General features: G+C 68.1%; 19 protein-coding genes and 2 tRNA genes. 10 read left to right on the top strand and 11 right to left on the bottom strand.

The genetic code is table 11. The features are described 5' to 3' along the window. The first annotated feature begins 2 nt into the window (after positions 1-2). Positions 3-923 carry a tRNA pseudouridine synthase A gene (locus D2E24_RS01035; RefSeq protein WP_206430898.1) on the top strand — a complete coding sequence of 307 codons (921 nt, stop codon included), beginning with the start codon at positions 3-5 and terminating at the stop codon, positions 921-923. Positions 924-1045: 122 nt separating this feature from the next. Then, a tRNA-Ser gene (locus D2E24_RS01030) sits at positions 1046-1130 on the top strand. A gap of 118 nt (positions 1131-1248) precedes the next feature. Here D2E24_RS01030 and D2E24_RS01025 read toward each other — a convergent pair. The 3 genes from D2E24_RS01025 to D2E24_RS01010 form a co-directional block, all read right to left on the bottom strand. Beyond that, complete coding sequence (locus tag D2E24_RS01025; protein WP_125967452.1) at positions 1249-2400, bottom strand: IS1249 family transposase; 1152 nt, start codon at positions 2398-2400, stop codon at positions 1249-1251. A gap of 366 nt (positions 2401-2766) precedes the next feature. Further along, positions 2767-2843: transfer RNA gene (locus D2E24_RS01015), tRNA-Lys, on the bottom strand. Between the two features lie 176 nt (positions 2844-3019). After that, positions 3020-4072 carry a hypothetical protein gene (locus tag D2E24_RS01010; RefSeq protein ID WP_125967451.1) on the bottom strand — a complete coding sequence of 351 codons (1053 nt, stop codon included), beginning with the start codon at positions 4070-4072 and terminating at the stop codon, positions 3020-3022. Between the two features lie 76 nt (positions 4073-4148). Between D2E24_RS01010 and nusA the strand changes: the two genes are divergently transcribed. From nusA to D2E24_RS00980, 6 genes are all read left to right on the top strand, one after another. Next, the gene (gene nusA / locus D2E24_RS01005) at positions 4149-5192 is read left to right on the top strand and encodes a transcription termination factor NusA (protein ID WP_125967450.1); all 1044 of its coding nucleotides are present in this window, start codon (positions 4149-4151) and stop codon (positions 5190-5192) included. A 300-nt stretch (positions 5193-5492) separates the two neighbouring features. Then, positions 5493-8414 carry a translation initiation factor IF-2 gene (gene infB / locus D2E24_RS01000; RefSeq protein WP_125967449.1) on the top strand — a complete coding sequence of 974 codons (2922 nt, stop codon included), beginning with the start codon at positions 5493-5495 and terminating at the stop codon, positions 8412-8414. Between the two features lie 99 nt (positions 8415-8513). Beyond that, positions 8514-9125: a 30S ribosome-binding factor RbfA gene (gene rbfA / locus D2E24_RS00995; protein WP_125967448.1), complete on the top strand. Its 612-nt coding sequence runs from the start codon at positions 8514-8516 to the stop codon at positions 9123-9125. Between the two features lie 152 nt (positions 9126-9277). Continuing rightward, positions 9278-10441: a tRNA pseudouridine synthase B gene (locus D2E24_RS00990; protein ID WP_125967515.1), complete on the top strand. Its 1164-nt coding sequence runs from the start codon at positions 9278-9280 to the stop codon at positions 10439-10441. A 327-nt stretch (positions 10442-10768) separates the two neighbouring features. Continuing rightward, entirely contained in the window at positions 10769-11467 is a 699-nt protein-coding gene (locus D2E24_RS00985) for a hypothetical protein (RefSeq protein WP_164520945.1), read from the top strand. A 142-nt stretch (positions 11468-11609) separates the two neighbouring features. Continuing rightward, positions 11610-12848 carry a riboflavin kinase gene (locus tag D2E24_RS00980; RefSeq protein ID WP_125967446.1) on the top strand — a complete coding sequence of 413 codons (1239 nt, stop codon included), beginning with the start codon at positions 11610-11612 and terminating at the stop codon, positions 12846-12848. A gap of 421 nt (positions 12849-13269) precedes the next feature. On the opposite strand, the gene D2E24_RS00975 is transcribed toward D2E24_RS00980, so the two are convergent. The 7 genes from D2E24_RS00975 to radA all read right to left on the bottom strand — a co-directional run bounded on the left by D2E24_RS00975 (position 13270) and on the right by radA (position 21244). Then, positions 13270-14103 carry an amino acid ABC transporter ATP-binding protein gene (locus tag D2E24_RS00975; RefSeq protein ID WP_125967445.1) on the bottom strand — a complete coding sequence of 278 codons (834 nt, stop codon included), beginning with the start codon at positions 14101-14103 and terminating at the stop codon, positions 13270-13272. Beyond that, the gene (locus tag D2E24_RS00970; RefSeq protein ID WP_125967444.1) at positions 14100-14975 is read right to left on the bottom strand and encodes an amino acid ABC transporter permease; all 876 of its coding nucleotides are present in this window, start codon (positions 14973-14975) and stop codon (positions 14100-14102) included. The genes D2E24_RS00975 and D2E24_RS00970 overlap by 4 nt, the downstream gene beginning before the upstream one ends. Positions 14976-15140: 165 nt before the next feature. After that, positions 15141-16010: an ABC transporter substrate-binding protein gene (locus tag D2E24_RS00965; RefSeq protein WP_125967443.1), complete on the bottom strand. Its 870-nt coding sequence runs from the start codon at positions 16008-16010 to the stop codon at positions 15141-15143. 202 nt (positions 16011-16212) lie between these two features. Further along, positions 16213-16701 carry a cupin domain-containing protein gene (locus D2E24_RS00960; protein ID WP_125967442.1) on the bottom strand — a complete coding sequence of 163 codons (489 nt, stop codon included), beginning with the start codon at positions 16699-16701 and terminating at the stop codon, positions 16213-16215. A gap of 73 nt (positions 16702-16774) precedes the next feature. Further along, complete coding sequence (locus tag D2E24_RS00955) at positions 16775-18160, bottom strand: amidohydrolase family protein (protein ID WP_125967441.1); 1386 nt, start codon at positions 18158-18160, stop codon at positions 16775-16777. After that, positions 18157-19770: an adenosylhomocysteinase gene (locus D2E24_RS00950; RefSeq protein WP_125967440.1), complete on the bottom strand. Its 1614-nt coding sequence runs from the start codon at positions 19768-19770 to the stop codon at positions 18157-18159. The genes D2E24_RS00955 and D2E24_RS00950 overlap by 4 nt, the downstream gene beginning before the upstream one ends. 40 nt (positions 19771-19810) lie before the next feature. Then, positions 19811-21244, bottom strand: coding sequence for a DNA repair protein RadA (radA, locus tag D2E24_RS00945; RefSeq protein ID WP_125967439.1), 1434 nt, complete (start codon positions 21242-21244; stop codon positions 19811-19813). A gap of 160 nt (positions 21245-21404) precedes the next feature. Here radA and D2E24_RS00940 point away from each other — a divergent pair, with 160 nt between their 5' ends. Together D2E24_RS00940 and D2E24_RS00935 are read left to right on the top strand one after the other, a co-directional pair. Continuing rightward, positions 21405-22043, top strand: a complete 639-nt coding sequence (locus D2E24_RS00940; RefSeq protein ID WP_125967438.1) for a hypothetical protein — start codon at positions 21405-21407, stop codon at positions 22041-22043. Positions 22044-22174: 131 nt separating this feature from the next. Continuing rightward, positions 22175-22264 (top strand): 30S ribosomal protein bS22, encoded by a 90-nt coding sequence (locus D2E24_RS00935; RefSeq protein WP_081887254.1) that lies wholly within the window; start codon positions 22175-22177, stop codon positions 22262-22264. A 400-nt stretch (positions 22265-22664) separates the two neighbouring features. Here D2E24_RS00935 and rpiA read toward each other — a convergent pair whose 3' ends face one another. Beyond that, a complete protein-coding gene (rpiA, locus tag D2E24_RS00930) occupies positions 22665-23363 on the bottom strand; it encodes a ribose-5-phosphate isomerase RpiA (RefSeq protein WP_125967437.1) in 699 nt (232 codons plus the stop codon). Positions 23364-23400 lie beyond the last annotated feature (37 nt).

Here is a 23400-nt window from a genome sequence, read left to right as displayed (position 1 = left end):
GTATGATGGGGTCCGTGAGATTGCGGATTGACTTGGCATACGACGGCGGCGGATTCTACGGGTGGGCGAAACAGCCCGCGATGCGCACCGTGCAGGGGGAGATCGAGACGGCGCTGCACCGCATCCTGCGCGTGCGCGACGACGATGCGGACGAGACGCTGCGGCTGACCGTCGCCGGACGTACCGACACCGGCGTGCATGCCAGTCATCAGGTGTGCCATGTGGACGTGTCAGAGGACGTGCTGGTCCGCTGCGTCGGCCATATGGACGTGACGCCGGTCGTCGCACTGACGCGGCGACTGCAGCGCATCCTGCCGGCGGACATCGCCGTGCACGACGTGTCCGTCGCGCCTGACGGGTTCGACGCGCGATTCTCCGCATTGGAACGCACGTACGTCTACCGGATCGCCGACCGCGGCGCCGTCGTCGACCCGCGTACGCGAGGATTCGTCCTGCACATCGACGACACGCTCGACGAGGCCGCGATGAACGCGGCCGCGGCGATGACGATCGGCCTGCATGACTTCGGCTCGTTCGCGACGCCCAACCCGGGCGGTACGACGATCCGCGAGGTCAAGACCGCGTACTGGCGTCGCGTGCCGTCGCGCCCGCTCATCGGCGACGACATGGCGATGGGGGAGCGGTACCGTACGCCGGCGGCCGAATCAGGGCTGCTGTGCTTCACGATCGTGGCCGACGCGTTCGCCCGCAACATGGTGCGGTCCCTGGTCAACGGCTGCGTGCAGGTCGGTCTGGGCAAGCGCTCGCTCAACTGGTTCGCCGGCAAGATGGCGACGCCGCTTCGCGAAGGCTCGACCGGGCCGATCGCACCGCAGGGCCTGACGCTCGAACACATCGCCTACCCGCAGGACGGCCAGCTCGCCGCCCGCGCCGAGGCGATCCGCGCCAAGCGCACGCTGTGATCGTGTGCGGCCGCATCCGGGTTCTATTCGATTGCATTCCGGGGAGTCGAAAGACGCGCCACGCCGATTTGCATACGTGGCGAATCGACATATAATAGACAAGTTGCGATTTCGCAGCGAATGGATAAGTGTCCGAGCGGTCTAAGGAGCACGCCTCGAAAGCGTGTGAGGTTAACCCCTCCGCGAGTTCGAATCTCGCCTTATCCGCCCCTAGGGTTTCGAGTGGTTCACTTGGAACCCTTTTTTCATGCCGAAAACGTTGCGATTCCGGGTTAAGTAAAGAAAAGTGTGTCTTATCCGCGCGTGTCATCGGTGTGTCCATTGGTCATCCCGAGCGCCCGGCCCATCCGGCCCTGACCCCGAAACCGCTCTCGTAGGCATCGACGCCCGTGGCCGGCAGCTGGACCTCGGTCACGGTGCCCGGAACCGGCCCGTCGCTTCCCGCGCCCTCCGTCTTCCCGGCCTTCCAATGCCTCGGCACGACGAACGACTCCGGGGCCGGATGCTCCGTGAGCATGTACACCGTCCATTCGCAGCAGCGTTTCATATGCGCTTCGGATAGTCCACGGTGGTGGTCGAGCGTGCGTTTGACGATGGCGTTGACCCCGCCTTCCAGCTGGTTCGTGGTCGATGGCAGCGGTCCGCCGTCCCTGGTTACGGCGGGGTCGCGAAACGCGAACAGCATCCGGTCCCGGTTGAGCCTGACGAGCCGGAAGTAGGCGCGGCGCAGGCGCTCGTGCGTCCACCACCACTTGCGGCCGTTCGCGTGCCCGGGATCCTGTCTGGCGGTGGTGCGCTCCTTGAGATAGCCGCCGTGCTCCGCGTGCCATGCGTTGAGGTCCGTGAGCCATGCGGCCGCCTCGTCGGCGGTGTTGATTTTGGTGAGCCTGCGCGCAAGCCTGAGCAGCGCTTTTCCCGCATCGCTCTTGGGGTTGTTCGTCAGGTCGACGCGCGTGTTGCGCAACACGTGCACGAGGCACCGCTGCACGCGGACTCCCCTCCAACGGGTCTCGGCGGCCGCCAGACACCCCTGGCCGCCGTCGCACACCAGCAGTCCCGGACGCTTCACCCCGCGGAACAACCTCGAATACGCCTCCTTCGTCTCCGTAGCGCACCACTGCCACTTCACCGGCCGACCGTCATCGCCGGAGAGCGCCAGCAGGCACCAGCCGTACGGCACGTACGTGCCGTCGGCCATCACGTACCGGTGGAAGCGGGAAACATCCGGCAGCGTCGGCTCCACCCTCCAGCACCACGCGATCCTGGCCGCGAACGCCTGCCGGGTGATCCCGAGCCGTGCCGCGGCCTCGTTCATGGACTCCTTGCCCGTCACCCACGCGATGAACGCGCGGAACTCCGCCATACGGGTCGAATCCTCCCGCTTCGCAGTGGTGCTCAACCGGCACGCGTCGCACCGCCATCGCCGGGAACCGGCCTTCGTGAACCCGTTCCCCGCGCATCGGCGTACCGCACACAGGGCATTTCCTCGCCCTCGGAGACTTGTTCCTGCTCATGGAACAAGCCAACACGAAAAGTCAAGCATCCCGCCCGATTAACGCCGGAACCGTTAATCACACCCCGACACGCGAACCCGCAGTAAGTCTCACCACGGATTTAAGACACACTTTTCTTTACTTAACCCGCGATTCCAACGTTTTCGAGGTGTTACGCCGCTTCTGCCACGTCTGCGTATCGGTGCGCGACAGCGCGTTTCGGTGGGTGCCGTAGTGGGTACATGAGCGGGGGCGGACGGATTCTGTAGATGCGTACCCACTTCACGGGAAGGAACGGCCGACCGCAGCCTGAATGCAAAAAGACCGGAATCATGCGATTCCGGTCTTGCTGGTGCCCCCGCAGGGATTCGAACCCTGGACACGCTGATTAAGAGTCAGCTGCTCTAACCAACTGAGCTACAGGGGCAGTCTCAGTGCATTGCCGTGTTTCAGGCAACGATGGGCTAATATACACCCTTTTGTGCAGCGCGCAACTTGGATGGTCTGGTTGCGCGTGTCGCCCTGATCGAATCCGGGGCGCCTGACGGTATTTCGGTCGAATGGGACGATTTCCACCGGCGGGATGCCGTTCCATGCGTCGACTCAGACGAACAGGGCCGCGTCGAACATCGGGTAGCTGTGGTCGAAGGCGAGACGCAGGCGGTCGGCGATGAGGCCGGCCAGAGCGCGGCGCGACGTACGGGTTCGGTCGGCAGACGAGGACGCCGCTGCGTTGGACGAACCGGTTTCGGTTTGCGCTGTCGAAACCGCTGAATCCGAGGATTCGGAACCGGCATGCGTTCCGTCAGTCATGCCGGTCGTGTCGGATTCGCCGGATGCGGTGCCGACTGCCTCGGAATTGGAATCGGAGTTGCCGCCGGACGGCTCGACGGCGGCGATTTCCTCGCGCGCGCAGTTCATCTCCACGACGGCGAGCGCCGGCGCGTCCAAGCCGGTCGCCGGGTCGACGAGCGTGGACGGGTGGTCGAGCAGGGCGGACGCATCATAGGTCTTGAGCCGCGGATCGTCGGCGGCGGCGAGACCGGACAGGGAGAACAGGCGCTCGCCGACGGTGCGGTGCGCGTCGGACATCGCGAGCGTGACGCCGCCGTCTCCGCGGGCGGCCATGATCTGCAGGATGAATCCGGCGCGGTCCTCGGCCAGTGCCATCGCGGTGAGGGATGCGGCCGGGATGGCGGCATCGGCATAGTTGTCGTCTGTATCGTCGGCGACGGACGCGCCTTCGCCGGCGAGCGACGACCATGCGTCGAGATCGGCGATCGCGGCGGCGGCGTCATCATCTCCATCATCTCCGCCGCCGACATCGGCGAGCTCGTAGCGGGAGGCGAGGCGGGCGGCGTTGACGACGCCTTCGCCGAAGCGGGACGGGCAGTCGACGGCGACGTCGAGCCATTGCGCGGCGGCGTCGGCGGCGGCGAGGGAACGCAGGACGAACGGGTGGGAGAGCGCGGCCTCGAGGTCAGCGGCGGCGTAGTAGGCGCGTTCGCAGTCGCTGACGGTCCGCTCGGATTCGGCGCGGCCTTCGAAGCGCGGCGTGGCGCATCCGGCGGTCGCGAGGACGACGGCCGCCACGGCGGCGGCCGCGACGATCGACGACGGATGGTGCGGCCGGTGGCCGGGAAGGCGTGTCTGCATAAGCTTCTACACTAGTAATCGACTGTGACCAGAGGGCCCTAGTGCTCGGAAATAACTTCATAGGAGGTCTTGAACCATGGAACTTGACCTGTCAGGAATGCATCGTCTCGCCGCCGAGCAGGGCATCGATCCCGAGACGCTGGATGCGGCGCTCTCCGAGGCGCTGCGACTCGCTTATCTCAAGACGCCGCACGCGGCCCGTCATGCCCGCATCGAACTCGACGAGCGCGCCGGCACCTTCACCGTGTGGGCCCAGGACGAGATCCCGGGCGACCCCACCGAGGAGAACCCCCATCCGGCCCCGACCCTGGGCGAGGAGTACGACGACACCCCGCGCGACTTCGGCCGTCTGGCCGCCGCGACCGCGCGTCAGGTGATCACCCAGCTGTTCCGCAAGGCCGAGGACGACAAGATCTTCGGCGCGTTCTCCGGCCAGAAGGGCAAGCTCGTCACCGGCATCGTGCAGCAGAACGCCAAGGACCCGAGCAACGTGCACATCGCCATCGGCGAGGTCGAGGCCATCCTGCCGCGCCGCGAGCAGGTGCCGGGCGAGCGCTACCGTCACGGCGAGCGTCTGCGCGTGTACGTGGTGAACGTGGCCCGCGGCCTCAAGGGCCCGGAGATCGTCGTGTCCCGCTCGCACCCGGAGCTGGTGCGCCAGCTGTTCGAACGCGAGGTCCCGGAGCTGGTGTCGGGCGCGGTGTCGATCATGGCGATCGCGCGCGAGGCCGGCGCCCGCACCAAGATCGCGGTGCGCGCCAACACCGAGGGCGTCAACCCGAAGGGCGCGCTGATCGGCCCCGGCGGCGCCCGCGTGCGCGCGGTCATGGAGAACCTGGGCCCGGAGAAGATCGACATCGTCGACTGGTCCGCCGACCCGGCGCGCTTCGTCGCGTCCGCGCTGTCACCGGCCGTGGCGACCGGAGTGCAGGTCATCAGCGAGAAGAACAAGACCGCGATCGCGTTCATCCATGACGACCAGCTGTCGCTGGCGATCGGCAAGGAAGGCCAGAACGCGCGTCTGGCGGCGAAGCTGACCGGCTGGAAGATCGGCATCGAATCGGCCGAGGCGCACGCGCGCAAGGCCGCCGCCGAAGCCAAGGCCGCGGACGCCGAGTAAGGCGTCGCGCACCGCGGGACGTCGGCGGAAGGCGACCGCAGACAACCGCGAACATCAGCGAAACATCGCACGAGGCCGTGCCGGGGACTCCCCGACACGGCCTCGCGGCGCCTTTGCGACCACATCCAGCGGCACGAGTATGCTTGTGACGAATCCGAGCATGGTCGCGCCATGCGGTCATGCCTGTTGTGAAACACGAGGTACCACGATCATGGTCGCACGATGAGACAGGGTAGGCTCTCGACAATCGAACAATGACCGCGTGGTCATGCGCGCGGTCAGGAATCAGGAGAAACATTAGTGGCGAAAGCACGCGTGTATGATTTGGCCAAGGAACTTGGCGTCGAAAGCAAGGATGTCCTTGCCAAGCTCAAGGACATGGGAGAATTCGTCAAGTCCGCATCATCTACCGTCGAGGCTCCGGTGGTCCGCCGTCTGAAGTCGGCCTTCCAGCAGCCCGCACAGCCGGCGCAGAACCGCAAGCCGGCCAACGAATCCGTCAGGAAGCCGGCCGCGCCGGTCCCGACCCCGGCCCCCAAGCCGGCCCAGTCCGCTCCGGCCCGTCCGGCCGTGACGCCGACCCCGGCTCCGAAGCCGGGTGCGTCCGCGCCGAAGCCGGCCGCCCCGACCCCGGGCCCGCGTCCGGCCGCCCCGGCTCCGAAGCCGGGTGCGCCGACCCCCGGCCCGCACGCCCCGCAGCGCCAGTCCCGTGACGGTCGTCCGTCGCGCGACGGCGGCAACCGCGGCGAGCGTGGCGGCCAGCGCAACAACCAGAACCACGGCAACCGTCCGTCGCAGCCGCGCAACAACGGCGGCAACGCGCCGCGTCCGGGCGCCCCGACCCCGGCGTCCGCCCACAACGCGACCCCGCGTCCGCAGGGCCAGCCGGGTCAGTCCGGCCAGCCGTCCTCGGCGGTGCCGACCCCGGGCCCGCGTCCGGGCAACAACCCGTTCAGCCGTAAGCAGGGCATGCGTACGCCCACGCCGGGCGACATCCCGCGTCCGCATCCGATGGCGCGTCCGAGCGCGAACAACAACGACCGTCGCGGCGGTCGCCCGGGTCAGGGCGGCGGCCAGGGTCGTGGCGGCTTCCGCGGCCGTCCGGGTCAGGGCGGCGCGCAGGGCGCTCCGCGTCCGGGCCAGTGGGGCCACAACCGTCCGGGCCAGGCCGGCGGCGCCCAGGGCGCGCGTCCGGGTCAGGGCGGCGGCAACCGCTTCGGCGGCGGCGCCAACCAAGGCGGTGCTCCCAGCGGCGGTCCGTCGCGCGGCGGCGCCCGCGGCGGTCGCGGCGGTGCGGCCGGCGCGTTCGGCCGTCAGGGCGGCAAGTCCTCGAAGGCGCGCAAGAACCGTCTTGCGAAGCGTCAGGAGTTCCAGGAGCTGAAGGCTCCGGTCATCGGCGGCGTGCGCATCCCGACCGGCAACGGACAGACCGTCCGTCTGCGTCAGGGCGCCTCGCTGGCCGATCTGGCCGAGAAGATCAACGTCAACCAGGCGGCGCTGGTCACCGTCCTGTTCCACCTGGGCGAGATGGCCACGGCCACCCAGTCCCTGGACGAGTCCACGTTCCAGATCCTGGGCGAGGAGATCGGCTGGAACATCAAGATCGTGTCCGCCGAAGAGGAGGACAAGGAGCTGCTGCAGCAGTTCGACATCAACCTGGATGACGAGGAGCTGCAGGACGACGAGGATCTCGAGCCGCGTCCGCCGGTCGTCACCGTCATGGGCCACGTCGACCACGGTAAGACCCGACTGCTCGACACGATCCGCCAGACCAACGTCATCGCACGCGAGGCCGGCGGCATCACCCAGCGCATCGGCGCCTACCAGGTGACCGTCGAACTCGACGGCAACGAGCGCAAGATCACGTTCCTCGACACCCCGGGCCACGAGGCGTTCACCGCCATGCGTGCCCGCGGCGCCGAGCTGACCGACGTCGCGATCCTGGTCGTGGCCGCGGACGACGGCGTGATGCCGCAGACCGTGGAGGCCATCAACCACGCGCAGGCGGCCAACGTGCCGATCGTCGTGGCGGTCAACAAGATCGACAAGGAAGGCGCCAACCCGGACAAGGTGCGCGGCCAGCTCACCGAGTTCGGTCTGATCCCGGAGGAGTACGGCGGCGACACCATGTTCGTCGACATCTCCGCCAAGCAGGGCCTGAACGTCGACAAGCTGCTCGAAGCGGTGCTGCTCACCGCCGACGCCGAGCTCGACCTGCGCGCCAACCCGGACATGGACGCGCGCGGCGCGACCATCGAAGCGCGACTCGACAAGGGCCGCGGCGCCGTGGCGACCGTGCTGGTCCAGTCCGGCACGCTGCACGTCGGCGACTCGATCGTGGCCGGCACCTCGTACGGCCGCGTGCGCGCCATGCTCGATGAGAACGGCCGCACCATGAAGGAGGCCAAGCCGTCCACGCCGGTCCAGGTGCTGGGCCTGACGTCCGTGCCGACCGCGGGCGACCTGTTCCTGGTCGCCGGCGACGACCGCACCGCGCGTCAGATCGCCGAGAAGCGCCAGGCCACCGAGCGCGCCGCGCAGCTGGCCAAGCGCCGCAAGATCGTCTCGCTCGAATCGCTCAAGGAGCAGTTCGCCAAGTCCGAGGTCGACATGCTGAACATCGTCATCAAGGGCGATTCGTCCGGCTCGGTCGAGGCGCTCGAGGACTCCCTGATGAAGATCGAGGTGTCCGACGAGGTCGGCATCCAGGTCATCCACCGCGGCGTCGGCGCGATCACCCAGAACGACGTCAACCTCGCCACGGTCGACAAGGCCGTCATCCTCGGCTTCAACGTGCGTCCGAACCGTCAGGTCGCGGACCTCGCCGAGCGCGAGGGCGTCGAGGTCAAGTACTACTCGGTCATCTACAAGGCGATCGAGGACATCGAGGCCGCGCTCAAGGGCATGCTCAAGCCGGAATACGAGGAGGTCACCACCTCGCACTCCGAGATCCGCGAGATCTTCCGCTCCTCCAAGTTCGGCAACATCGCCGGCGTCATGGTCCAGGACGGCGAGGTCAAGCGCGGTACGAAGTGCCGTATCCTGCGCAACGGCGTCGCCACGGTCAACGACCTGGAGATCTCCACGCTGCGTCGCTTCAAGGACGACGTCAACTCGGTGCAGGAAGGCTACGAGGCCGGCATCAACCTCGGCTCCTTCAACGACATCGAGCTGGGCGACATCATCGAGACCTTCGAGATGCGCGAGATCGAACGCAAGTAGTCGAAGACATTTCGGGTGCGCGCCTAGCGTGCGCCCGATCGGAAGGCCCCCTCAGCCCCTCAGCCGAGGGGGCCTTCCCTATGAAAGGAACGTTTTCCCATGGCAGGAACCAATCCGCGCGCGGCCCGCATCGCCGCGCTCATCCAGCGCGTCATCGCCTCGTCGATGGAGGCGCAGCTGCACGACAAGCGTCTGCAGAACGTGACCATCACCGAAGTGCGCGTCACCAACGACCTCCAGCTCGCCAAGGTGTACTGGACCCAGCTCGGTCACGAAGGCAAGGAGCAGGGCGAACGCAAGCGCGCCAAGCAGGCCCTCGACCAGGCCAAGGGCCGTCTGCGCGCGCTCGTCGGCGTCAAGGCCGGCCTGCGCCTGACCCCGCAGCTCCAGTTCGTCTACGACGAGGTGCCGGCCGAGGCCAGCAGCATCGAGGACATCCTCGCGATGGCCCGCAAGCGCGACGAGCAGCTCGCCAAGGCCCGTGAGACCGCCCAGTACGCCGGCGACGCCGACCCGTACAAGCATCCCGAGGACCGCCACGACGACGAGTCGGACGAGGAGTACGAGGATGAGTACGACGAGGAGTATGACGACGCCGACGAGTACGACGAGGACGACGCCGTGACGGTCGAATCCCTCGACGGCGACGATTCCGACGGCGAGTCGGATGCCGAGTCGGATGCCGAGTCGGACGAGTCCGCCGAGGCCTGAGCCGCACCGCGACGGCATCACCGCACACCGGCACCGGAGATCCCCGGTGCCTCGCGCCGGCGCCGCAATCCGGTGCCGGCGCACAAGAAGGGGAGACGATGGAACAGCAGCAATCGCAGCCGCAGCCGCACACGACCACGGCCGAACCGGCCATGCCCGCGTCGGGCGTGCTGGTCGTCGACAAGCCGCAGGGCGTGACCAGCCATGACGTGGTCGCGGCCGCCCGCGGCGCGGTGCACACGCGCAAGGTCGGCCACGCGGGCACGCTCGACCCGATGGCCACCGGCGTGCTCGTCGTCGGCTTCGGCGACGCGACCCGCCTGCTCAACATCATCGTCGACCACGACAAGACGTACGAGGCGACGATTCGGCTCGGTCAGGCGACCGACACCGACGACGCCGACGGCACGCCGGTCGATCCGGCCGCCGTCGCCGCGTCGCTGCGCATCGACGCCGGCGCCGCCGATCCGACGTTCCGCGATGATTGGATGCGCATCGTCGGCGGCCGCGAGAGCGGCGGCGATACCCCTGCCGACGGGATTGGCGCCGGCGATGCCGATGTCTCCACCGCCCTCCGTGCGCGGATCGAGCGCGTCATCGGCGAGCGTCTGACCGGCCGCATCGAACAGGTGCCGAACGCGTTCTCCGCGATCAAGATCGACGGCCGCCGCGCGTACGATCTGGCGCGCGAAGGCAAGGACGTGACGCTCGCCGCCCGGCCCGTCACCATCGGCGAATTCGCCGTGCTCGGCATGCGTCTTGGCCGGACCGAGGCCGACGCCGCCGGCGGACCGCTGCTCGACTCCGCGAGCGCGGCGGACGCCGTGCTCATCCCCGTCATCGACCTCGACGTGCGTGTCACCTGCTCGGCCGGCACGTACATCCGCGCGCTCGCCCGCGACCTAGGCGCGATGCTCGGCGTCGGCGGCCACTTGACCCGCCTGCGCCGCACGCGCGTCGGCCGCTTCGCCGTGGACGCGCCGAACGTCGTCACTGCGCGCGCCGAATCCAAGACGTTCGTCAACCGCGACGGTGAGACCGTGACCCGCAACCGGGCCGTCATCGACCGCGGTGAGACGCTCGCCGCCGCGATCCTGCCGATGGATGCGGCCGTGCGCACCGCGATGCCGGTCGTCGAGATCGACGCGGCCGCCGCCGTCGACCTGCGCTTCGGCCGCCGCATCGCCGCCGACGTGCACGGCCCGACCGCGGCGATCGTGCCCGCGCACGACGGCACGCCCGCCGACGTGGTCGCCATCGTCGAACGCGCGCGCCGCGGCGAGGCCAAGCCCGTCGCCGTGTTCGCCGCGCACTGAACCGCACGATACGGTCGCATTTCAGCCCCCTCATCATCCAGATAGGTGTTTGCAGAGCCGCCAATCTGCCCTGATGGACCTCATCGCGTTGAGAAACTGTTGCCGGCCTTCATCTCACAGGCGGGTCAAAACGCTATGATTAACACTCCTTATCTTGACTTGAGCCCCCCCCGACTAGCTATACTGTTGCTATGGCAAAGGTGCATACAGTATTTCGATTTTTTGGGGATATCTGGCCTGAGGTTCATGCAAGTGCTACCGGCGTGCCGTGATGGGCGTCATTGACGATGATGACGCCCATCACGGAGGGATGACAGGATGCGGACTATGGGAGTCACTCGACGACGCTGCGTTGCAGCGGCTTGTGGCGTATTGGCGTGCGTGATGATGCTGGCCGCTTGTGGCGGGCAGACGGAGGATACGGCGGTTCCGGACGGGACTGGTGAACGATTGGCGTCGTCGTTTACCGCGTATGCCGAGCAGTTGTTGGAACGAGACGGTGATGTTCTGGCGCCGGCCCAGTATGAGGTGCTTGAGCAGGCAGCCCGGACCGGTGAGATCAGTGCCGCTGACTATGCCGCAGCATGGTCTGATTTCTCCTCGTGCGTTGTTGACAGCGGATATCCCCGGCCGGATTATTACATGCTGGAGAACGGTCTGTACCAAGGGGGTAGCATTACCGCGCCGCCGGAATACAACGGTGACATAGCGTATGGGGAACGATTATTGGAAGCCAGCAGCGTTTGCAAGACGGCTCATCTCATTGCCATTCAGGAGTTCTATCAAGCACAGGCCGGTAATCCCAATCTGTATGCCGACCGTTCCGAGGGGGCCGTTGACTGTCTGAGACGCGCCGAGTTGGTTCCTCAGTCGTACACCATCGCGCAATACCGGGAGGAACGAGACCTGTGGAATCATAACGCTCCTGCGCCGGACATGATTCTTGATCTGAACTCGGCCGAGGTGCGGGGATGTCTGGCTGCCAATGACACCGACTTCACGTTTCCATGGGGCAGCGAGGATTGACCTCTGGCCCGTGCAAGGCATAACGGCACAGTGGGGGCGGAGTCGTTTTCGGTTCCGTCCCGGTACCCGCGGCATGGTGCGAGGCCTACTGCTAGAGTTGGGGCGGTATTTCGCATCGTAGAGCATTGGACTTGAGGACAGCATGAACATCACCCGACTCACTCCCGATTCCACCGGTCTGGTCGCATGGCCGACGCTGAGCGACGACCGCAAGGCCGTCGTCACCGTCGGCGCGTTCGACGGCATGCATCAGGGCCATCAGGCGGTGATCGGCCGCGTCGTCGAACTGGCCAAGCGGCACGACGCGTTCTCCGTGGTCGTGCTGTTCGACCCGCGCCCGGCCGCCGCCCACCGCTACGCCGCCGCCCACGACGGCGCCGACATGCCCGCCGGCATGCACGACCCGCAGGCCGTCAGCGGCGTCGACGATCGCCTGCGCCGCATGCGCGACCTCGGCGTCGACCACGTGATGCTCGTGCACTACACGATGGCGTTCGCCGGCAAATCGTTCCGCTTCTTCCTCGGCCAGCTGGTCGGCAAGCTCGGCATGCGCACGCTCGTGCTCGGCTCCGACGCGGCGATGGGCAAGGACCGCGCCGGCGACGTGAAGGCCATCGCCACGCTCGCCGCCGCGACCGGCGTGTTCGAACTCGACGTGGTCGACGACCGCGGCCCCGGCACCGTGCGCATCCCCTTCAACGCGCAGCCGCAGGCCCCCAGCGAGCCCGGCGAACCGGCCGACCCGACCGCCGGCATGACCAAGGCCGAACTGCGCGCGTGGAGCAAGAAGCGCCAGGCGCTGCTCCACCGCGTCTGGAGCTCCACCAACGTGCGCTACCTGCTGTCGCAGGGGCGCATCATCGCCGCCAACGACGTGCTCGGCCACGCGCACGCGATCGAAGGCACCGTCGTGCACGGCGAGGAGCGCGGCCGCACGATCGGCTTCCCGACCGCCAACATCGACGCGGCCGGCGCCGACGGCTACCTGCCGGTCGACGGCGTGTACGCCGGCTGGCTCGTCGACATGGGTTTGGGCGATGTTGCTGCCGATGATACGGCTGCCGACGCGGCTTCCGCCGACGTCGTCTCCGCCGACGTTGCCGATGACGACATCGCGGCGCGTCTGGCCGCCGATTCGCCGCACCGCTGGCCCGCCGCGATCTCGATCGGCACGAAGCCGACATTCAACGAGGAGACCGGACTGGCCGACCGCGTCGTCGAGGCGTACGCTATCGCCGACGACTGGCTGGAACTGTACGGCCACCGCGTGCGCGTCGAATTCGCCGGATTCCTGCGTCCGCAGGTGCGCTTCGACGGCGTCGACGCGCTCAAGGACGAGCTGGCACGCAACGTGGAGGAGACGCGCCGCCTCACCGCGTGACGCGATCACGGTGAGGTCGTGACGCAATCCGTGCAATCGGACCGAATCATATGCGGATTGCGACGCAAACGGACCGTGTTGCGTCGCAATCCGCATAGAAAGTCAGGATCGTGAACGAATCCCGTCGCAGACAGACCTGCCTGCGACGGGATTCGCATATCGGGACGTCATCACATACAAACGGCGACGCAACGGGGCGCGTCGTCGTTCGTTCACGGAACGGGAACATATGCAGATTGCGACGCAAATAGGGCTGTTTGGCGTCGCAACCTGTTATCGGAACGGGAATCATATACGAACGGCGACGCAACAGGAGTGTGTTGCGTCGCCATTCGTATATAGACCGGGAATCGTGTGCGGATTGCGACGCAAACAGGCCCTGTTGCGTCGCAATCCGCACACTGGTGGGGCTGAGTCGCCCTCAGTGACGGAAGTGGGCGAAGAACTCGCGCGTGGCGGGGTCGTCGGACTCGTCCATGACCTGCTGCGGCGTGCCGTTCTCGGCGATGACGCCGCCGCGCATGAGCACGATCCGGTCGGCGGCCTCGTGCGCGAAGCTCATCTCGTGCGTGGCCATGAGGATCGTCGTGCCCTGCGCCTTGAGTTCGGTGACCATGTTGAGCACCTCGCCCACGAGCATCGGGTCGAGCGCGGACGTGATCTCGTCGAGCAGCAGCAGCTCCGGATCGGTCATGAGCGCGCGGGCGATCGCGACGCGCTGCTGCTGGCCGCCCGACAGCTGGTCCGGGTAGGCGTTGGCCTTGGCGCGCATGCCGATGCGGTCGAGCAGTTCCAGCGCACGCGCCTCGGCGCGGTCGCGCTGCCAGTGATGCACCTTGATCGCGGCGAGGGTGACGTTGCGCAGCACCGTCATGTGCGGGAACAGGTTGAACTGCTGGAAGACGACGCCGATGCGCGCGCGGATGCGGTCCTGATTTTCGCGCGGGTCGGTGATGTCGGTGTCGCCCAGCCAGATCTGGCCGTCGTCGACGCGTTCGAGCAGGTTGACGCACTTCATCAGCGTCGATTTGCCAGAACCGGACGGGCCGAGCAGGGCCACGACCTCGTGGCGCGCCACCTCGAAGGAGATGCCGCGCAGCACCTGCGTCGAGCCGAACGACTTGCGCACGCCGTCGAGCCGGAGCACCGGCGCGGGATTGTCGACCACGAGCCGCGCCGTGGGGTCGGACGTTCCGGTAGGCGCCGTGGTCGCCGCCGCGCCGTTGGTGGTCTTGTCGTCGATGATGCCGCTCATACCGTGCCTCCGCTCAGTTCGCGCTTGCGCAGCCGCTCCGAATACCAGTCGTTCAGCAGGATGAACGGGACGCTCATCAGGATGAACAGCAGGCTGGCGGCCACGTACGGGGTGAAGTTGTAGGAGCTGGCCACCTCGATCTGGGCGGCGCGCACCGCGTCGACCGCGCCCAGCACCGAGATGAGGCCCACGTCCTTCTGCATGGAGATGAAGTCGTTCATCAGGGCGGGCGCGACCTTGCGCAGCGCCTGCGGGATGACGACCATCCACGTGGTCTGCCCGGCGGTCAGGCCCAGGGAGCGGGCGGAGGCGCGCTGGGAGGGGTGCACGTCGTTGAAGCCGGCGCGCAGCACCTCGGCCACGTACGCGCTGTAGCCCATGACCACGGCGATCGTGCCGAGGATCGCCGGGTCGATGCGGCCGAACAGGCCCAGTCCGGGGATGCCGAAGCCGATCAGGTAGAGCAGCACGATCATCGGGATGCCGCGCATGACGGTCGTGTACAGTGCGGCGAGCGCCCGGAGCGGGAACATGACGGGGTTGCGGCTGGTGCGTACGAGCGCGATGAGCGTGCCGAAGATGGCGACGCCGACGACGGCGACGGCGAGCACCTTGAGGTTGAGCCACAGGCCCTTGAGCAGGTCGGGGAAGGCCTTGGCGAAGTATTCGGGGGAGAAGAACGTCTGCTTGACGCGCGGCCAGCCGGGGGACATCTTGAGTCCGATGACGACGATCGCGACGAGCGCGATGGTGCTGACGAGGCTGACGGCGACCGATTTGAGCTGCTGGCGTCGGCGGTAGGCGCGGCGGTCCTGTTCGACCGCGCTGACCGGCGGCGTCGCGTCGGCGGTGGTGGTGGATTCGGATACCATGGTGGGCCCTTCGCGGTGGATTCGGTGGGTCGGTGGGTGCGGGATGGACGGGACGGCGTCTCATCGGCGTGATGGCGTCGAAGCGACGCCGTCACGCCCCGTCCATCCCGGAAGACGGAACCGGGGCCGGTCGTCACGCCGGCCCCGGTTCGGGAAAGGGGAAGGTTACTTGAGTTCGGTCAGGTCGCTGGTGTATTCGGCCAGCCACTTGTCCTGCAGCTGCTTGAGGGTGCCGTCGGCTTCGAGCGCGTCGACGGCCTTGCTGGTCGCGTCGGTCAGCTTGGAGTCCTTGGGCAGCACGATGCCCATGCCGTCCTTGTCTTCGGAGCCGGCGATGCGGCCGACGACCACGCCGTCCTTGACCTGCTCGGAGGAGACCATGTACACGCACACGGTGGTGTCGGCGACGAGCGCGTCGATCTGGCCGGAGTCGAGCGCCTGGGCGAGGGAGGCGTCGTCGTTGAAGGTCTGCACGTCGTCGGTGATCATCTCCTTAGCGTACGTGTAGCCCTGCGTGCCGACGGTCGCGCCGATGACCGCGCCCTTGAGGTCGGCGAGGCTGGTCGCGGACGCGTACTTGCCGTCCTTCTTGACGATGACGGAGCGGGTGTCCTTGAAGTAGGCGGAGGAGAAGTCGACGGCGTTGCGGCGTTCGTCGGTGATGCCGAACTGCTGGATGTTCATGTCCCAGTCCTTGGCGCCGGGCGCGATGGCGGAGTCGAACGTGGTGCGCACCCACGTGACGTGGTCCTTGTCGAAGCCGAGCTTGTCGGCCACGGCGTAGGCGAGGGCGGCCTCGTAGCCTTCGCCGGACTCGGGGTCGTCGTTCATGACCCACGGCTCGTACGCCGGGTCGCCGGTGGCGATGGTCAGCGTGCCGGGGGTGACGGTCAGCTGGGTGATGTCGTTGGCGTCGGTGGCGGTGTCGTCGCCGGACGTGTTGTCGGCGGAGCCGCAGGCGGCGGTGAAGACGAGCGCCGCGGCGGACAGGCCGGCGGCGATGGTGCGCATGATGGCGCGGCGGGTGAAGGTCATGGGTTCGCTCTCTTCTTGGGGTCTCCAGGACCCGTCGGGTCCGTTGCGGATGGTCGTCGCGGGGTCGCCGCGGTCGCGTGGGCCGGTTGCCGGTGACGGCGTGACGGGGACCACTATAATGCGCCGGCCGGTCAGCCGGCCGGGCGGATGGGCGGGTATGCCGGCCGGCTGACCGCATGTCGGACGCCGGCCGGCGGGTCGGCTATTCGAGGACGAATCCGTCGAACGTGAAGCCGGGGGAGACGACGCAGGAGACGAGCGCGTCGCCCTTGCCGGGGACGGTGCGCTGCCAGACGCCGGCGGGCACGATCGCATGGCCGGCCGGCGTCGGCTGGCCGTCTCCGTCAGCGCCATCGCCGGCCGCGTCCGAGATGCCGGCGCCGAGCGTGACGCTCGTGCGCGCGGCCGGGTCGGCGGCCGGGGCGTCGCCGTCGCCGCCCAGCTCCAGCGTGACGGGCGCCGGGCCGTGCCACAGCCAGATCTCGTCGGCGTCGACCTTGTGCCAGGCGCTCGCGTCGCCTTCCGGCAGCAGGAAGTAGATCAGGGATGCGAGCGGCCGGCCGGACGCCTCGTGCGGGTGCGGCGACTGCCAGTCGCGCACGTACCAGCCGCCCTCCGGATGGGCTTCGAGGCCCAGCCGTTCGACGACGCCGCGCGCGTAGTCGCTCATGTCCTCCAATGCGATGCTCATCGGATGCTCCTTTCGTTTCGTTGGTTGGTCGGTTCGCGGAATGCCGCGGATTGTCGGGGAACGCCGCGGAACGTCACCACGCGCGGTCGTTGTACACGACGCGGCCGGAGATGACGGTGGCCCGGTTCGTGCCCGCGCCGTGGCGGACGAGCACGTCGAGCGTGTCCTCGATGCCGCGCGGCGTGGCCACGTACACGGGGATGTCGAAGAACGCGAGGTCGGCGGTCGCGCCCGCGTTGATCTGGCCGATGCGGCCCGCGCCCACGTGCATGCCGAGTTCCTGCGCGCCGCCGAGCGTGAGCATGCGGATGATCCGATGCGTCAGATCGTCGCGCGTATACCCCTGTTCGCGGGCCAGGTCGTACAGCATCGCCGCGTCGTCGAGCACGTCGAGCGACGGCGAGCTGGACAGCGAGTCGGTGCCGACGGCCAGCAGGTTGCCCTCCTCCAGATATTCGCGGATCGGCGCGTCCTTGCCGGTGACGGTGATCCGGTTCGACCGCGGGCACAGGGCGACGCCCACGCCGCGCTGGCGCAGGATGCGACGGTCCTCGGCGTCCGCCCACACGCCGTGCGCGATATGCACGTCGGGGCCGAGCGAGCCGAGCTGGTCGAGGAACTGAATCGCGGATGCGCCCTTGCCGGCGTCCTTGAGCTGCTGGTAGCTGGCCCAGTCGTCGTCGCGCCACGACGCGGTCGAATACGTCGAGAGCGTCGCCTCGCGCTCGCCCGCCTCCATCGGCGTTTCGGCCAGGTGGATGTGCAGACGCATGTCGAGCTGACGGGCGATGTCGGGCAGGTCGACGAACGGGCCCGTCTCCAGCGTGTACGGGGCGTGCGGGCTGATGCCCACGCTCGGCAGGTCGATGCGGCGCATACGGTCGAGATGCTCGACGAGCCTGCCCAGACCGACGGTGCGCCAGTCGTCGTTGCGCCAGTTCATGACCTCCCAGTACGCGACGCCGTGCATGCCCTCCGCGGCGAGCGCGCCCGCCGCCTCCGCGTCGGTCACGATGTCGGCGGCGGCCGTCGTGCCAGCCTCGACCATCATGCGCGCGCCGCGTTCGGCCGACGCCTTCCACGAGCCGTCGCCCAGCGTCTCGTACACCCGGTCGAATCCCAGCTCCCAGTCATGGAAGCTCGAATACGAGCCCTGGCCCACGTCGGCCATGTCCGTGTACTGCAGGTGCGTGTGCGCGTTGATCAGGCCGGGCGTGATCACGCCGTGCCAATGCCGCTCCTCCAGTCGCGCGTGCGGCGCCATGTCCTGCCGCAGGGCGTCGAGCACCCAGCGGCGCGTGCCCACGTGCACGACGCGCGCCCCGGACACGGCGACCGCGCCGTCGAGGATCACCGGACCGGTCACGGGGATGATCATCGGCGCGCTGTACAGCGTCACGTCGGTCAGCGGCGCCGGATGGGCGGCCGCGTACAGCGGGTCGATCGAATCGTCGGTCATGCGTGCGCTCCTCTCGGATCGGTCGTCGTCGGCTGGTCGGACGGCTGGTCGGACGATCGGCCGGACCGTCGGCCATCCGATTGCCCGACGGTGTCGGCGAAGCGGGTCAGCCGCCAGCTATAGCCATTGTCGCCGACGGCATGACTGGCCGACATGCCGCGCGCACGCAGCGCGACGCGCGCGATCATGCGGTCGCACGACGCCGGCAGCCGATGCACGCCGGCCGCAAGACGGCCGCGATGCGCCAGCAGATACGCGACGGCGCTCGCCTGCACGGCGAAGCTGAAGTCCATGATCTCGATCGGATTGCCGCCGCCGGCCGTGTAGTTGACGCCGTCGCCCTCCGCCAGCAGCGTCAGCGTCGGCCCGTCCGGCACGGCCACGTCGGTGCGGCCGCGTCCGGTGACGTGCGTGAATCCGGGGACGTTGTCCAACGCGATCTCGTTGGCGATGCCGCCGATGACCGACAGCACCGCGCCGTCGCGCATGCGCCGCATATGGTCGAGCGTGACCGTGTGGCGCACGCCCGTCGCCGACACGACGATATCCGCCCACGCGGCCGCATCGGCCAGGTCGCGCGCCTCGAACCCGTCGAACACGGCCCTGAGCGCCGCCACCGGGTCGATGTCGCATACGGCGACGTGCGCCCCCAGCGCGCGCACGCGCACCGCGAACCCGCGGCCCACCGGCCCGTAGCCGACGACCGCGACGCGCGCGCCGTCGAACGCGTGCGCGCCCAGCAGCTCCTGCATCGTCGTCACGCACGATTCGCCCGTGCCGTGCAGATTGTCGAATCCGGTCTTCAGGACACTGTCGTTGACCGCGACCACCGGGAACGTGAGCGCACCCGCCGCCTGCATCGCCTCGAACGCGCGCACGCCACTGGTCGTCTCCTCCGCCACGCCGATCAGGTCGGCGAGCAGGGCGGGCCGCTCCTGCGCGGCGAGACGGGCGAAGCTGCCGCCGTCGTCGATGATGATCTGCGGGCGGATCGCATCCAGCAGCCGCAGCGCGCCCTGATGCGCGTCCTCGGCGCTCCAGCGCACGTCCGCCTCGACGGCGATGCCCTCCTCGCGCAGCCGGTCGGCCACACGCTGGTCCGTCTCCGACGGGTCGGCGAACACGCCCACGACCGCGCCCGCGTCATGCAGCGCGCGCAGCAGCACCGCGGTCTTGGGCTCCAGTACCAGACATACGGCGATGCGCACGCCGGTCAGATCGACCGGCACGGAATCGGTGCCATCCGCATCGACGACACCGTGCTCGCGCAGGTGGGCGAGTAGGTCGCGCAGCACCGGCATATGCGCCTGCGCATAGTCGATCGCCGCCTTGCCGTCGAGCGTGCGCGCGTCGAAGTCGGCGGGGGAGTCGGCATCCGCATGGGCGGCGGGGAACCGGATCGAGAAATCGTCGTCGGGCGTGCCCTCGGCACCGTCGACGGCGATCATGCCCCACTGGGCTGCCGCGACGGCGAAACGCCCGGCAGCGTCGCCGGCCATGTCGGGCGATACGAGCCGCGCGCCGGCCAGCGAACAGTTCGTTCGCTGGGAGTATGAGGCCGCCCACGCGGCGAAATCGGTGGTGTGCATATCGTCATCGTTCACGCTCATGCCGCCCACTCTACCGGCGGGGCGGCATGAGCCGCCGCCGTCACAATCCCAGCGCGGCCAGCGCGTCGCGCAGCGTATCCGACTGCACGATCGTCAGTCCGGGAATCTCGACCGGCCTGCGCAGCGTCGGCGTCACCGCCGTCGTGAACCCCAGCCGCGCCGCCTCGCGCAGACGATGCTCCAGACGCGGTACCGGACGCACCTGGCCCGTCAGCGAGATCTCGCCGACCGCGCACGTCGTCCGTGCGATCGGACGCTCCTTCGCGGCGCTCGCCAGCGCGGCCACGATCGCCAGATCGCACGCCGGCTCCTTCGCCAGCCCGCCTGCGATCGTGGACACGTACAGGTCGTTGGCGAGCAGGTTGATGCGGCCATGCCGGTACAGCACGGCGACGAGCATCGCGATGCGGCTCGTGTCCACGCCGTTGACCGCGCGCCGCGGCGTGGGCAGCACCGATGTGGTCACCAGCGACTGGATCTCGATCGGCAGACTGCGATGCCCGTCGAGCGTGAACGTGACGCACGTACCTTCCACCGGCGCCTCGCCGCCGCCCGCCCCCGACAGGAACAGGCCGGACGGGTCGGCCACCTCCTCGATGCCCTCCCCGCTCATGTCGAAGCAGCCGACCTCGTCGGTGGGTCCGAAGCGGTTCTTCACCGCGCGCAGCATGCGCAGCGCGGTCTGCGCGTCACCCTCGAACTGGCACACCACGTCCACCAGATGCTCCAGCGTGCGCGGGCCGGCGATCGACCCGTCCTTGGTGACATGGCCGACGAGCAGCACCGGCACGTCGAGCGACTTGGCCGTGTCGATGAGCGCGCTGGCGACCTCGCGCACCTGCGTCGACCCGCCCGAAATGCCGTCGACGCTCTGCGAGACGATCGTCTGCGCCGAATCGACGATCGCCAGCGCCGGGCGTTCTCGTTCGATGAGCGCCAGCGCGGTCGCCAGATCCGTCGTCGACGCGAGCAGCAGGTTCTCCTCGACCGCGTCGATGCGCGAGGCGCGCATGCGCACCTGCGCCGCCGACTCCTCGCCCGAGATGTACAGGACGGCCCGATGGTCGGCGCGCACGCCGCGGGCGATGCGCCCAGCCGTCTCCAGCAGCAGCGTCGACTTGCCGACGCCCGGTTCGCCGGCGATCAGCGTGACCGAACCGGGGACGATGCCGCCGCCCAGCACGCGGTCGAACTCGCCGAAGCCGGTGGGCACGCGCGTCACCGCGTCGGCGGCGACCTGCGTGATCGGACGCGCCGCCGACTGCGCCGACAGGGACGACAGCGGTGCGGCGACCGTGCGCGCCGTGCGGCCCGGCGCGGCCGTGCGCGCGGAACCGGCCGCGGGTGATGATTCGCGGAACTCCTCAAGCGAACCCCACTGGCCGCATTCGGGGCAGCGGCCGTACCATTTGGGGCCGCTCCACCCGCATTCCGAACACAGGTACTGCACTGGGGACTTCGCCGATTTCGCCATGACGCCGACGCTACGGCATCGCGCTGACAGGGGAGCGCGGACGGCCTGAGGCCGGTCGGCGACGTTGTGAAACATCCCGTGAAAACATGAGGCCGTGCGGTTCGGCGGCGGCAGGCGCCCGGCGGGCGAGCGTCAGACGGCTGTGAGAGAATCGGGGGCTATGGCGAACACGCAACACACTCCGAACTCCCCGTCGCACGGCAAGCTCCTCGTCGTCGTGGCCGCGGCCGCGCTGGTCATCGTGCTGGCGCTCCTGTCCGCATTCGTCTGGCCCGGCTGGGCGCTCGACCGCAACGCCGCATCCGACAACGGATCCACCACGTCCACCACCGACGACGGCACGAAGGACACGGAGCCGACCACGCCGAGCATCAAGGCCACCGCCCTGCCCGACGACGCCAGCGAACTGCTCAAGGCCATGCCCGACAGCGTGCTGAACTACGCGCGCACCGCCGCCGACGCCAGCACCACGTGGGGCGCCGCCTCGCCGCTGGAGGAGTACACGCTCACCTACTCGACCGGCGCCGAAGCCAAGGACGTGACCCTCGTCGTCGCGCAATGGTCGACCGCCAAATCGGCCAAGGCGCAGTACGAGGCGGTCACCAAGGCGCTCGCCGGATCCGAACTCGCATCCGGCACCGTCAAGGTGTCCGGCGAGGCGACCGGCAGCTACACCGTGCACGAGGACGCCGCCGACGAGAGCAAGGCCGTGGCCGTGTGGCGCAACGACACCGTCGTCTTCCAGGCGAGCGGATCGTCGGAGTCGGTGCAGCGCTTCTACGTCGACTTCCCGCTGTGAGCGCCGCTGCCGGCGGATGTTCGCGCGGACGTGCATCAGGGCCCTGCGGAACGCCGTTACCGTTCGTCCCCGAATGTGTGTACTATTAGGCAAGTTGCAATCTTTACGATTTACTAGGAACGGAGGCTGAGATGGGTTCGGTCATCAAGAAGCGCCGCAAGCGGATGAGCAAGAAGAAGCACCGCAAGCTGCTGCGTAAGACTCGCCACCAGCGCAGGTAGTCTTTTCGCTCACCAGGTGAGCAGGAAGCCCCTCACGACGTTCCGTCGCGAGGGGCTTCGTCATATCCGGGTATATCCGAATCCCGACGCAACACGGCCTCCCAGCGTCGTAATCGGTGAACCAGCTATCCATCACATACAGAAAACGACGCAACACAGCCTCCCAGCGTCGCAATCTGTACACCGGCCGTCCATCACATACGAATCCCGACGCAACACGTGCCCCCAGCGTCGCAATCAGCATGGGAAAACTCAGTCACATACAGATTCCGACGCCACGTCGGAGTGCGGAGGGACGCATACAAAACGCAGGAGGGGTGCGGCTCACTGTTGAACCGCACCCCTCCTCAGTCGTTCGTCCGCCGGTCGGATGGACGCCGGAACGTGAGTTTACGAGACCTTACTTGTTGCCGTTGGTCAGCACGCGCGGGCCGTTCGGATCGCCCACGATCACGGTGTCGACCATGTTGAGGAACAGGCCGTGCTCGACCACGCCGACCGTGTTGATCAGGTCGTCGGCCAGATCCTGCGGATGCTCGATGCGCTCGAGATGCAGGTCGACCACGTAGTTGTTCTCGTCGGTGCGCACCGGCTTGCCTTCGGCGTCGAGGCGCAGGACCGGCTTGTAGCCGCGTTCCTCGAACTTGCGCACGACCTGGCCGGCGCCGAACGGGATGACCTCGACCGGCAGCGGGAACTTGCCGATCGTGTCGACGACCTTGGACTCGTCGACGATCCACACGATCTTGTTCGAGTTGATCGCGACGATCTTCTCCCACAGCAGGGCCGCGCCGCCGCCCTTGATGCCGTTGAAGTCCTTGTCGACCTCGTCGGCGCCGTCGATGGTGATGTCCACATGGTCGACGTCGTCGATGTCGACGATCGTGATGCCGTAGCTCTCGGCCTGCTCCTGGGTGCGGCGGGAGGTGGTCACGCCGGTGAACTGCAGGCCCTCCTCCTGCACGCGGCGGCCGAGCTCGTCGACGAGGAAGCGCACGGTCGAACCGGTGCCCAGACCCGCGATCATGCCGTTCTCGATCAGCTTGGCGGCTTCGATGCCGGCCGCCTTCTTCAGTGCATCCTGCTGTGCCTTGTCCATAATGCTCTCCTTACGGATGTCGTCGCTTCGCGCCCGT

The organism is Bifidobacterium samirii (assembly GCF_003952945.1).
GTDB classification, from domain to species: domain Bacteria; phylum Actinomycetota; class Actinomycetes; order Actinomycetales; family Bifidobacteriaceae; genus Bifidobacterium; species Bifidobacterium samirii.
Note: the sequence above shows the minus strand (reverse complement) of the source record. Positions and strands in the feature narration are given on the sequence as shown.